Origin of the sequence: Jannaschia sp. W003 (genome assembly GCF_025144335.1) — a bacterium.
GTDB lineage: Bacteria > Pseudomonadota > Alphaproteobacteria > Rhodobacterales > Rhodobacteraceae > Jannaschia.
Window position 1 is genome coordinate 1,958,837 of the sequence record NZ_CP083539.1, and the last position, 12,511, is coordinate 1,971,347.

The 12,511-nt window shown below is 71.0% G+C and carries 9 protein-coding genes and 1 tRNA gene; 6 read left to right on the forward strand and 4 right to left on the reverse strand.

Going from position 1 to position 12,511, the window contains the following annotated elements:
- Positions 1-96: 96 nt before the first annotated feature.
- Complete coding sequence (gene gyrA / locus K3554_RS09580) at positions 97-2,871, reverse strand: DNA gyrase subunit A (protein WP_259939621.1); 2,775 nt, start codon at positions 2,869-2,871, stop codon at positions 97-99.
- Positions 2,872-3,058: 187 nt separating this feature from the next.
- On the opposite strand from gyrA, the gene K3554_RS09585 reads away from it, so the two are divergent.
- Positions 3,059-3,322 (forward strand): usg protein, encoded by a 264-nt coding sequence (locus K3554_RS09585; protein ID WP_259939623.1) that lies wholly within the window; start codon positions 3,059-3,061, stop codon positions 3,320-3,322.
- 33 nt (positions 3,323-3,355) lie between these two features.
- Here K3554_RS09585 and K3554_RS09590 read toward each other — a convergent pair whose 3' ends face one another.
- On the reverse strand, positions 3,356-3,814 hold the full coding sequence (locus K3554_RS09590) for a disulfide bond formation protein B (protein ID WP_259939626.1): 459 nt from the start codon (positions 3,812-3,814) through the stop codon (positions 3,356-3,358).
- Positions 3,815-3,825: 11 nt separating this feature from the next.
- Positions 3,826-4,404: a YqaA family protein gene (locus K3554_RS09595; protein WP_259939628.1), complete on the reverse strand. Its 579-nt coding sequence runs from the start codon at positions 4,402-4,404 to the stop codon at positions 3,826-3,828.
- 68 nt (positions 4,405-4,472) lie between these two features.
- Between K3554_RS09595 and K3554_RS09600 the strand changes: the two genes are divergently transcribed.
- The 5 genes from K3554_RS09600 to K3554_RS09625 all read left to right on the forward strand — a co-directional run bounded on the left by K3554_RS09600 (position 4,473) and on the right by K3554_RS09625 (position 11,511).
- The gene (locus tag K3554_RS09600) at positions 4,473-5,357 is read left to right on the forward strand and encodes a neutral zinc metallopeptidase (RefSeq protein ID WP_259939630.1); all 885 of its coding nucleotides are present in this window, start codon (positions 4,473-4,475) and stop codon (positions 5,355-5,357) included.
- A 68-nt stretch (positions 5,358-5,425) separates the two neighbouring features.
- A tRNA-Leu gene (locus K3554_RS09605) sits at positions 5,426-5,507 on the forward strand.
- A gap of 849 nt (positions 5,508-6,356) precedes the next feature.
- On the forward strand, positions 6,357-9,836 hold the full coding sequence (locus tag K3554_RS09615; protein ID WP_311200321.1) for a Hint domain-containing protein: 3,480 nt from the start codon (positions 6,357-6,359) through the stop codon (positions 9,834-9,836).
- A 101-nt stretch (positions 9,837-9,937) separates the two neighbouring features.
- A complete protein-coding gene (locus K3554_RS09620; RefSeq protein ID WP_259939632.1) occupies positions 9,938-10,366 on the forward strand; it encodes a hypothetical protein in 429 nt (142 codons plus the stop codon).
- A gap of 77 nt (positions 10,367-10,443) precedes the next feature.
- Positions 10,444-11,511, forward strand: coding sequence for an ABC transporter ATP-binding protein (locus tag K3554_RS09625; protein ID WP_259939635.1), 1,068 nt, complete (start codon positions 10,444-10,446; stop codon positions 11,509-11,511).
- A 363-nt stretch (positions 11,512-11,874) separates the two neighbouring features.
- On the opposite strand, the gene K3554_RS09630 is transcribed toward K3554_RS09625, so the two are convergent.
- Complete coding sequence (locus K3554_RS09630) at positions 11,875-12,420, reverse strand: DUF882 domain-containing protein (RefSeq protein ID WP_259939636.1); 546 nt, start codon at positions 12,418-12,420, stop codon at positions 11,875-11,877.
- Positions 12,421-12,511: the final 91 nt, after the last annotated feature.

A 12,511-nucleotide genomic window follows, 5' to 3' on the forward strand; every position in this document is an offset into this window, starting at 1 on the left:
TGGGTCCATCGCTATCGCCGCACCGGCGCTTTTGTACGCAACCTGACCGTGAGGTGGGCAGGGCGCAAGCAAATACGCCCCCCCGGTTCCCCGCGGCTACGGGGCGTTGCCCTCGGGCGCCTGTGCATCCTGGCCGAGCCCGGTATCCGCCGTCGCGTCACCCGGATCGGCCACGCGCGCGACGGACACGACGCGCTCGCCCGCGCGGGTCTGGAACACCTTCACGCCGCCCGCGGAGCGCGAGCGGAAGCTGATCTCGTCCACGGGCGTGCGGATCGACTGGCCGGTGGAGGTGGCCAGCATGATCTGGTCGCCCGGCTCGACCGGGAAGGCCGCCACGATGGGGCCGCCGCGGGCCGCACGGTCCTGCGCGCCCACGCCCATGCCGCCCCGCCCGCGCACCGGGTAGTCGTGGCTGGAGGACAGCTTGCCCGCGCCGGCCTCGGTGATGGTGACCAGGAGGTCCTCGGCCGCCGACATCTCGGCGTAGCGCTCCTGGGGCAGGGTGGCGTTGCTGTCGCCCTCCTCGCCTTCCTCGATCTCGGCGTCGTCCGCCAGCCCGGCCATGGCGCGGCGCATCTTGAGGTAGGCGGCGCGCTCGTCGGAGGTGGCCTCGAAGTGGCGCAGCACGGCCATGGAGACCACGGCGTCGTCCTCGCCGAGCCGAATGCCGCGCACGCCCACCGAGGCGCGCGAATTGAAGACGCGCACGTCCGTCGCCGGGAAGCGGATCGCCCGGCCCGAGCGCGTCACCAGCAGAACGTCGTCGTCGTGCGAGGCGATGCGCGCGTCGATCAGCTTCCAGCCTTCGCTGTCGCCCTCGAACTTCATGGCGATCTTGCCGTTGCGCATGACGTTGGCGAAGTCCGACAGGGCGTTGCGGCGCACGGTCCCGTGGTCGGTGGCGAACACCACCTGCAGCTCGTCCCAGTGCGCCTCGTCGCGGTCCACGGGCATCACCGCGGCGATGCCGGTGCCGGGCGCAACGGGCAGGAGGTTCACCAGCGCCTTGCCCTTCGCGGTGCGCCCGCCCTGGGGCAGGCGCCAGGTCTTGATCTTGTAGACCATCCCGTCGGTCGTGAAGAACAGGAGCGGCGTGTGGGTGTTGGCCACGAACAGCGTGGTGACCACGTCGTCCTCCTTCGTGGCCATGCCGCCCAGCCCCTTGCCGCCGCGGCGCTGCGAGCGGAACTCGCCCAGCGGCGTGCGCTTGGCGTAGCCCGAGGCCGTGATAGTCACGACCATCTCCTCGCGCTCGATGAGATCCTCGTCCTCCATGTCGCCCGACCAGTCGGCGATCTCGGTGCGGCGCGGCACGGCGAAGAGCTGGCGCACCTCGCGCAGCTCGTCGGAGATGATGCCGAGGATGCGGGCGCGGGAGGACAGGATGTCGAGGTAGTCCTTGATCTTCGCAGCCAGCGCCTCGAGCTCGTCGGTCACTTCCTTCACGCCAAGCTGGGTCAGGCGCTGGAGGCGCAGCTCGAGGATGGCGCGGACCTGCCGTTCCGAGAGGTTGTAGGTGCCGTCCTCGTTCATGCGGTGCGAGGGATCGTCGATCAGCTCGATGTAGGCGGCGATGTCGCGCGCGGGCCACCGGCGCTCCATCAGCTTGGCGCGCGCATCCGCGGCGTCGGCGGACGCGCGGATCGTGGCGACCACCTCGTCGACGTTGGTGACGGCGACGGCGAGGCCGCAGAGCACATGGGAGCGGTCGCGCGCCTCGTTCAGGAGGTGCGCGGTGCGGCGGGCCACCACCTCCTCGCGGAAGTCGAGGAAGGCGGTGAGGAAGCCGCGAAGCGTCATCTGCTCGGGGCGCCCGCCGTTCAGGGCGAGCATGTTGCAGGGAAAGCTCGACTGCATCGGCGTGAAGCGGAACAGCTGGTTGAGCACCACCTCTGGCGTGGCGTCGCGCTTGAGGTCCACGACCACGCGCACGCCGACCCGGTCGGACTCGTCGGCGACGCCCGCGATGCCCTCGATGCGCCGCTCCTTGGCAGCCTCGGCGATGCGCTGCACCATCACCGCCTTGTTCACCTGGTAGGGGATCTCGTCGACCACGATCGAGGCGCGGCCGCCGGCCTCCTCGACGCGGGTCTTGGCGCGCACGATGACCGAGCCGCGCCCCTCCAGATACGCCTTGCGGATGCCGGAGCGGCCCAGGATCACGCCGCCGGTGGGGAAGTCCGGACCGGGCACCACCTCCATGATCGCCTCCTCCGAGGCGTCGGGCTCCTCGATCAGCAGCAGGCAGGCGTCGATCACCTCGCCGAGGTTGTGGGGCGGGATGTTGGTGGCCATGCCGACCGCGATGCCGCCGGCGCCGTTCACCAGCATGTTGGGGAAGCGCGCGGGCAGCACCGACGGCTCGGTGTCCTTGCCGTCGTAGTTCGGCACGAAGTCGACCGTGGACTTGTCGATGTCGGCCAGCAGGAAGCTGGCCGGCCGGTCCATGCGGACCTCGGTGTAGCGGAAGGCGGCGGCGTTGTCGCCGTCCATGGAGCCGAAGTTGCCCTGCCCGTCGAGCAGGGGCAGCGACATCGAGAAGTCCTGGGTCATGCGGACCAGGGCCTCGTAGATCGCCGAGTCGCCGTGGGGGTGGTAGTTGCCCATCACGTCGCCCACGGGCCGGGCCGACTTGCGGTAGCTCTTGTCGTACGTGTTCCCGGTCTCGTGCATGGAGTAGAGGATGCGCCGGTGCACGGGCTTGAGGCCGTCGCGCAGGTCGGGGATCGCGCGCGAGATGATGACGCTCATGGCGTAGTCGATGAACGAGGTGCGCATCTCGTCCACGATCGAGACCTGGGGGCCGTCGTGGGCCATCGGCTCGCGGTGGGGCGGCACGTCGTCGGGGATCTCGGGGGTGTCGGTCATCGGGTCTCCGGCGCGGTCGCGCAACATCTCGTCTCGGGCAGGTCTAGCACCCACTCCATATGGGTTCCACCACCCCGCCGTCCAACCCTGTCAGCCGCCCCCTCCGGGTGCCAACGAATTGTTTTCTTTGAGCGCGGGGAGAACGGGAGCAATCTGGTCTCACAACAACAAAAGACCGAGGCATTCGATGACCGAGATGGAGATGATGCTCAAGGGCTACGGCCTGACCACGGCCGAGATGTTCTACCGCATGCCCGACCACCCGCACGTGCTGAACACGTTCGTCTGGCAGGACTACGACGTGGCGCCCGATCACCCCAGGCTCCTGAAGTTCGTGGAGTTCTGGGGCGAGGAGATCGAGGGCCCGCTGCATTCCGTGCGCTTCACGCATCGCAAGCTGATCGCGCCGGGCGAGTGGCGCCACGTGCGCGGCGAGTTCACGGTGCACTAGGGGCGGATCACACGGCCCGAAGGCCCGCCGCGGTCAGGCCGCGAGGCGGCGGACGGCCAGCAGCCACACCGCCGCCAGCGCGAGCGACAGCACGGCGTTCCAGCCGGCCATGGTGAGGCCGAACTGCCAAACGATCTCGTCGCACATCACCAGCGCGACGGGGGCGTCCGTGCTCAAGAGGTCGGCGCCCGACAGGCCGCCCAGCCCCGCGCCGCCGCCGGTACAGCTGGAGGGACCTTCCCACCAGCCCTGCTCGACGCCGGCGTGGAACGCCCCGATCCCGGCGGTGACGAGCGCGGCCGCGGCGGCCAGCGCGGCCATCGCGCGCGGCCAGAGGCCCGCCAGCGCGGCGACGCCGAGCAGGATCGCGGCGGCGTGGGGCCAGCGCTGCCACAGGCACATGGCGCAGGGCGCGAAGCCCGCGAGCTGGAACAGGAACGCGCCGCCCAGGAGGCCCGCGTGCCCGGCGGTGGCGAGTGCGACGTATCTCATCCGTCCGGCCCTCACAGGAAGCGCACCGCGGCGAGGCCGCCGAACAGCAGCACCACGGCTGCGGTGAACACGAGGCCGAGCCGGCGCTCGATGAAGGCGCGCGCCGGATCGCCCACGGCCCAGAGGATACCGGCGACGAGGAAGAAGCGCAGCCCCCGCGCCACGATGCTGGCGACCACGAAGACCGGCAGGCTGAGCGCCGTCGCGCCCGACAGGATGGTGATGACCTTGTAGGGGAACGGCGTGACGCCCGCGGCCAGCACCACCCAGGCGCCCCACTCGTTGAAGCGCAGCTGGAACTCCTCGAAGTAGGCGGCCTTGCCGAGCGCGGCGAGCATCGGCGCACCCAGCCCCTCGTAGGCGAAGTAGCCGATGGCGTAGCCAAGGAGCGCCCCCGCCACGGAGGCCGCGGTGCAGACGCCCGCGATCACCCAGGCGCGCGAGGGGCGGGCCAGCACCATCGGCAGCAACAGCACGTCGGGGGGGATCGGAAAGAACGACGATTCCAGGAAGCTGACCACGGCCAGCACCCACAGGGCGCGCGGATGGGCGGCCCATCCGATGGTCCAGTCGTAGAGGCGGCGGATCATGGGCGGTGGCGGTCCCACGGAACCCCGGCCGGGTCAAGCGCGATTGCTCCTGAAGGGGAGGGCGTACCATGCGTTGGAGAGGGCGGCGCGGAAGCGCGAACATCATCGACCGGCGGGGCCGGGGCGGACGGCGCGGAGGCGGCATGCGCGTCGCAGGCGCGGGCGGGCTCGGGGGCTTCGGCCTCATCGCCGTGCTGCTGATCGGCTGGTTCTTCGGGATCGACGTGACGCCGTTCCTCGGCGGCGGCGGCGGCACAGTGGTCACCTCGGAGCCCGCGGGTCCCGCGCGCCCGCTGTCCGAGGCCGAGCGCGCCGAGGGCGAGTTCGTGTCCGTGGTGCTGGCCGACACCGAGGAGGTCTGGGCCGACCTCTTCGCGCGCCAGGTCGACGGGGCCTACGACCCCGCGCAGCTGGTGCTCTACTCCGAGGTCACCTCGTCGCCCTGCGGCGGCGCCTCGGGCGCCACGGGGCCGTTCTACTGCCCGGCCGACGAGCGCATCTACCTCGACACCGCGTTCTTCACCACGCTCGAGGAGCGCATGGGCGCGCAGGACGACTTCGCGGCGGCCTACGTGGTGGCCCACGAGGTGGCGCACCACGTGCAGGGCGAGCTGGGCACGCTGGCCGAGGCCAACGCCCTGCGCCGCCACGTCTCCGAGGCGGAGAGCAACGCGATCTCGGTGCGCCTCGAGCTGCAGGCCGACTGCTACTCGGGGATCTGGGCGCGCGCCGCGAACGAGCGCTTCGGCACCTTGGAGCGCGGCGACGTCGAGGAGGCGATCGATGCGGCCCGGCGCATCGGCGACGACTACCTCCAGCGCCGTGCGGGCCGGGTGCCCGCGCCGCACACCTTCACCCACGGCACCTCGGAGCAGCGCGCGCGCTGGTTCCGCCAGGGCTGGGAGACGGGCGACCTACGCGCCTGCGACACCTTCGGCGCGGCCTCGCTCTAGTCCGCCGCGGTTCCGCCACGGGCGCCGTTGACGGGCGCGCGCCCCCGCCTTAGGGCGGCGGGGCGTGCGCCCGTGTGGCGGAATTGGTAGACGCAGCGGATTCAAAATCCGCCGGAGCAATCCTTGCCGGTTCGAGTCCGGCCACGGGTACGCGCGCCACCTTCAGCGATGTTCGGACCCCGGCGTGGGATCTGTCTTTCGCCCCCGTTGGATTAGATCCGTCAAGACGGCGTGGCGGGGCGTCTAGGTTCGATCCGGCACCCTCCTTCTCAATCCCCAGAGAAACAGTGGGTTCATGCGACGCCCCTAACGTGCCGCAATTGGGTTTCCCATTCGGAAACAGGCGCGCCCTTCCAGCGACGGCGGAGCGCGGGCCGGAGGACCGGTTCGACAGACCCTTACGCGCGGGGGAGGGCCAACTACGCGACCGCCGGCTTTCGGGAACTGTCCCCCGCGAGGAAACGACCCCATCCCAACCGCGCCGGATTTCAAGGCAAGAGCGCCATCGCACGGGCCGTGGAAGCGCAGAGCGTGCTTTTCCTGTCGCATCACTTGGGCTAATTCTGGGCCACGCCTGACTGGGGGGCGATGTCTGCTGGCCACGGGGGCGGCCGCACAGCTTCACGCTCGACGTTCCATGTCGGGCGGATCGTTCGACGTGTGACGGCGAGGTCTCTCGCCGGTCGCGGCGCCCTGGGGGGGAGCTTCACATGTCCAGCGTTCGCGGCGCGCTTCGGCGCGCCGGCGGAGCGGGTGCGCCGTTCGGGTCCACGCGGCATCGGCCTTCGCGATGGCGCGGATACGTCGAGGACCCAACCGGAGAGCGACACGATGACCATGCGTCGACACCACGGCCACACGGGGCGCGACCGCCCCGGGACGGCCGCGCGATGCACCGGTCCCGCGTCGATCGCCCCGGCACGACACACGTACCAGGACCAATCCTGCCGGTATGCCGCGCGGCGCGCGCGCCACGGCGCGGCATAGGGAGCCACTGCCATGACTCATCAGACCGTGATCGACTTCGACGACGTCGACAACGCCGACCGCCAGGACGGGTTCTTCAAGCTGGACGGCGTGACCGTGTGGAACGCCGACCTGCGCAAGAGCTTCCGGCCCGACGAGGACCATCCGGCCACGATCTTCGATGCCGAGAACCCGACGGGCGGCGACACCGACCTCGCCTACGACGGTCGCGGCGGCATCCTGATCGCCCAGGAGACCGTGGGCCAGGCGCCCGACGACAACGCCCACGGCGCGGGCTTCGTGTTCGCGTTCCACGAGGCGAGCACGGTCGAGCAGCTCACGGTGCTCGACGTCGAGGAGGGGGCCTGGATCAAGCTCTACGACTCCAAGGGCTGCCTCGTTCGCACCATCGACGTTCGCACGGCCGACAACGGCGAGAAGGTCGTCGACATCGGCGAGGACGGCATCTGCTGGATGGTCGTGAAGCTCGGCGGCTCGGGCGCGGTGGACGACCTGGTGTTCTCGACCGAGGGCGCCGGTCCCGACGGGATCATCACCGGCGACGACGGCGACGACCTGATCGACGGGACCTTCGTGGACGAGGACGGCGAGGTCATCGACGGCGGCGACGCGATCCTCGACGGCGAGGCGCCCGACGACGACATCGTGCAGGCCGGCGCGGGCAACGACACCGTGCTGGCAAGCGAGGGCGACGACGACGTGTACGGCGGCGCGGGCGACGACGTCATCGACGGCGGCAACGGGAACGACCTGCTGCTCGGCGAGGACGGCGACGATACGATCTTCGGCGGGGCGGGCGACGACACCATCCTGGGCGGGGCGGGCGACGACCTGATCCACGGCAACGAGGGCCGCGACCTGATCGAAGGCGGCGACGGCGACGACAAGATCAACGGCAACCGCAAGGAAGACACGATCCACGGCGGCGCCGGCGACGACACGATCATCGCCGCGGGCAGCGCCGACCTGATCTTCGGCGACGCGGGCGACGACGAGCTCTACGGCGGCAAGGGCAACGACACGATCGAGGGCGGCGACGGCGACGACGAGATCGAGGGCGGCGAGGACGACGACAGCATCCTCGGCGGTGCGGGCGCCGATTCCATCAGCGGCGACGACGGCGATGACACGCTGATCGGCGGCGGCGGCGACGACACGATCTTGGGCGGCCTCGGCAACGACACGCTCGACGGCGGCGACGGCGACGACGTGCTCGACGGTGGGCGCGGCGACGATCTGCTCGAGGGCGGCGCCGGCAACGACATGCTGTTCGGCAACGCCAACAACGACACGATCCGGGGCGGCGACGGCGACGACAAGGTCGAGGCCTCCGGCGGCGACGACTGCGTGGAGGGGGGCGACGGCGACGACGACCTCTGGGCGGGGCAGGGCAACGACGTGGTCTATGGCGGCCGTGGCGACGACGTCATCGACGGCGGCGCGGATGGCGACGACACGCTGATTGGCGGCGACGGCAACGACACGATCCGGGGCCAGGACGGCAACGACGTGATCTTCGGCGACGGGCCGAACGCGAAGGACGGCGACGCGGGCGACGGCTCCGGCGGGCACGCCGGTTCGGGGAGCGGCTCGGGCAAGGACACGGGGTCCGGTTCGGGCAGCGGCTCGGGCTCCGGGTCGGGCAAGCACGACGGCAGCGGCTTGGGGTCCGGCAGCGGCTCCGGCAAGGCCTCCGGCAGCGGTTCGGGTTCGGGCAAGGCGTCGGGAACGGGGTCCGGCTCGGGCAAGGCGTCGGGCTCCGGCTCCGGATCGGCGCCGACGAAGGGCACCTTCGACGACTACCTCTCGGGCGGGGCGGGCGACGACTACATCGACGGCCAGCTCGGCGACGACCTGATCGAGGGCGACGACGGCAACGACACACTGATCGGCGGCGCGGGCAATGATACCCTGATGGGCGGTCTCGGCGACGACACCCTCGACGGCGGCGACGGCGACGACGTGCTGAACGGCGGCCGCGGCAACGACGTTCTCGAGGGCGGCAAGGGCAACGACATGCTCTTCGGGCACGCCAACAACGACACGATCCGCGGCGGCGACGGCGACGACAAGGTCGAGGCCTCGGGTGGCGACGACTGCGTGGAGGGAGGCGACGGCAACGACGACCTCTGGGCCGGCATGGGCGACGACGAGGTCTACGGCGGTCGCGGCGACGACGTGATCGACGGCGGCCGGGGCGGCGACGACACGCTGATCGGCGGCACCGGCAACGACACCATCCGCGGTCAGGACGGCGACGACGTCATCTACGGCGACGGGCCGAACGAGAAGGGCGGCGTCTCCGAGGAGCCGGACTGCGAAGACGACAAGCACGCCGGGTCCGGGTCAGGCTCGGGATCGGGAAGCGGCTCGGGCAAGCACGGCGGCGCGGGCAGCGGCTCGGGGTCCGGCAGCGGCTCCGGCAAGCATGCCGGCTCGGGGTCCGGCAGCGGCTCGGGTTCGGGCTCCGGCAAGGCCTCGGGCACGGGGTCCGGGTCGGGCAAGGCGTCGGGCTCCGGCTCCGCCGCGAAGGGCACCTTCGACGACTACCTGTCGGGCGGCGCGGGCGACGACGAGATCCACGGAGGCTTCGGCGACGACGTCATCGAGGGCGGCGACGGCGACGACACGATCTTCGGCGGCACCGGGCGCGACACGGTCACGGGCGGCGACGGCGCCGACATGATCGACACCGGCGACGACGAGGACGTGATCTTCGGCGCCACCGCGGGCGACATGATCGACGGCGGCTCGGGCATCTGCGAGGGCGAGGAGGATTGCGACATCCTCGACCTCACCGGCTCGAACGTGGCGCGGATCGAGTACACCTCGGCGGACCGGGAAGACGGGATCATCCACTTCCGCGACGGCGGCACGGCGAAGTTCGAGGAGATCGAGAAGATCATCCCCTGCTTCACCCCGGGCACGCTGATCGCCACGCCGCGCGGCGAGGTCCCCGTCGAGACGCTGGAGGTCGGCGACCGGGTCATCACCCGCGACAACGGCATCCAAGTGATCCGCTGGGTCGGCCACAAGCGCCTCGAGGCGGCGGAGTTGGAGGCGAACGGCGCGTTGCGGCCCGTCATGATCCGCCAGGGCGCCCTGGGCCACGGCCTGCCCGAACGGGACATGCGCGTCTCGCCCCAACACCGGGTGCTGATCGCCAACGACGAGACCATGCTCTACTTCGACGAGCGCGAGGTCCTGGTCGCGGCGAAGCATCTGGTCGGCCGACCGGGCATCGAGCGGATGGGCACCGAGGCGCTCACCTACGTCCACGTGATGTTCGACAATCACGAGGTGATCCTGTCGGACGGCGCCTGGACCGAGAGCTTCCAGCCGGGCGACGGCTCGCTCAAGGGCGTCGGGACGGCGCAGGCCGAGGAGATCTTCGCGGTCTTCCCGGAGCTGCGCACCGCACGGGGCCGCGCCGAGTACACCGCGGCGCGCCGGATGCTGAAGCGCCAGGAGGCGGAGCTGCTCGCGAAGTAGCGGCACCGCGCGGACACGGGGGCAGGGGGCGCGCCGCGGCGCCCCCTTTCCCGTGGGGGCATGCGTGCTAAGGACTCCGGAAACCACGAGGGGAGGGCGCGATGCGCCGATGGCATTTCTACCTGATGGGCGCGATCGCCACGATCTGGGGCATCCTGTCGCTGGCCGAGTACACGATGGTCTCCTACGGGCTGCAGGCCGGCTGGCTCGACATGTACCCGCCCCAGCAGCTGGAATGGCTCGCGACGCTGCCCGGCTGGGTCCACGGCGTCTGGGGCGCCCACGCGACGCTCGCGCTCGTCGGGGCGCTGTGCCTCGTGGCGCACGTGCGCGCCGCGGTTTGGATGCTCGGGCTGAGCTGGGTCGGCATCGTGGTCCTGGCCCTCTGGTCCCACGTCTTCGCCGCGCCGCCGCTCTGGTCGATCTCGGGCGGCATGCTGTCGGTGGGGGTGACGCTGCTGGTGGTCGCCCTGTCGGGCCTGATCTGGCTGTACGCGCGCGGCGAGAAGCGCCACGGCGACATGCTTTGATCGCGCGCCCCCGGGCGGTTGAAGCCGCCGGGCGGGGGCGCTAGCACCGCCCGACGGTTTTGCTCGGGATTGCGATGATGGACGCGCCACCCCTTCGGGTCGAGGGACTGCGCCGGCGCCTGGGCGGGCGCTGGGTGGTGGACGGCATCGACCTCGAGGTGGGCGCGGGACAGGTGACCTGCCTGCTCGGGCCCTCGGGCTGCGGCAAGTCCACCACCCTGCGCATCATCGCCGGGGTGGACCGGCAGGATGCCGGAACGGTCCACCTCATGGGTCGCGAGGTGTCCGGCCCGCACCGCCACGATCCGCCCGAGACACGCGGCGTGGGGCTGATGTTCCAGGACTTCGCGCTGTTCCCGCATCTCAGCGTCGCCGACAACGTGGCCTTCGGCCTGCGCGGCGACCCGCGCCGGGTCGAGGAGTTGCTGGAGCGCGTGGGCCTCGGCGGCTACGGGCGCAAGCATCCCCACCAGCTCTCGGGCGGCGAGCAGCAGCGCGTTGCGCTCATCCGGGCGCTCGCGCCGCGCCCGCCGATCCTGCTGATGGACGAGCCGTTCTCGGGCCTCGACAACCGCCTGCGCGACGGCATCCGCGACGCCACCCTCGGACTGCTGAAGGAGGAGGGCACGGCGGTTCTGCTCGTCACCCACGAGCCCGACGAGGCCATGCGCATGGCCGACGAGATCGCGCTGATGCGGGACGGGCGGGTGGTGCAGCGGGCAGCGCCCTACAACATCTACAACCAGCCCGCGGACCGCGAGGCGGCGGCGTTCTTCTCGGACGTGAACTGCCTCGGCGGCACGGTGCGCGGCGCGCTGTGCGACACGCCGTTCGGCCAGTTCCTCGCCCCCGGCTACGCGGACGGCACCGAGGTGGACATCGTGTTCCGGCCCCAGCACGTGCGGCTCGACTTCGACCGCGAGGGGCGGGGCCCCGCGCCCACCGCTACCGAGGGCACCCCGGCTCGCGCCCGCGTCGTGCGGGCGCGCTTCATGGGCAAGGAGAGCTTGGTGGAGTTCCGCACCGACCACGGCGGCGAGAGCGTGACCGCAACCGTGCCGGCAGTGTTCCTGCCCAAGCCCGACACGCCGATGTGGCTGTCGATCCGGCGCGACCGGTGCTTCGTGTTTCCGCGGAAGGGGTAGGCGCGCGGTTCCGGCACGTGCGGGCAGCAGCGGCGGAAGCGACAGCGACGGTGGCGAAACGCGCAAATCTTCCGGTTCGGCACAAGGCACAGCGGCTGCGAACCGCGGCGCGATTCGGTTTGAACTTCGGCATGAGTAGCTGGCACATCTCATGCGGACGTGCCGGTCAGCGACGCGCGTTCCGGACCCGGTCGATCAGCCAACCGATCATCGGTTCACGGGACCGCTTCCGAACCGAGCGCGAAACCTGAACCCCTGCCGCGCCCCGATGCTACCCGGACGGACGCTTGGAAGGCTCGGGCATCGCGCCCTTGCTCGTGCCTGCGCCCACGCGGGGCGCAGCGATCCTTTTCGGATCGGGGCCTAGCGGCCCCAGTTGCGGACCTTGCCGCAATCGACGTGGGTGAAGTTCGAGCCGGAGTACTTGCCGACCCCGCCCGCGCCGCAGGACGCGGCGGCCCGGGCGACCTGTCCGACCGAACGCGAGTCGATGCGAAGGTCGGCGGCCTTGCCGCTGAGGTGGAGCGAGTTCTTCGCCACGCCCCCCGAGCGCGCCCGCAGCATCCGGTTCGTGGCCGGCGAGCGGTATCCCGACAGCAGCATGAACGGCTCGTTCGCGTCGAGCAGTTTATGCGTGGCGGCGATAATGTCGAGGGTGCGGTTGTCGATGCCGATCACCTCGTTCCGCCGCCAGTCGCGGAAGAAGAAGTTCACCTCGGCCAGCGCGTCGCGCAGGTAGGTGCCCTCGATCCAGTAGATCGTGTCGAGGGACTCGCCGGTCCGCGCGTTCGTCATCTTGAGCCGGCGAATGTCACCGGCCCCGCGAAGGAAGCCGGCGGCCTTGGAGTATGTCGGAGCCGCCGAGACCGCGACTGCGGCGAAGGCGGTCAGGAGACCCCTGCGGGACATGCATCCCGCGGCATCGTTCTTGTCTGTATGTTTCACGTCTGCCCCATAGAACTTGGGCCGTCTCCGCGGCCTCAGGTGTCCGATCCCCAGG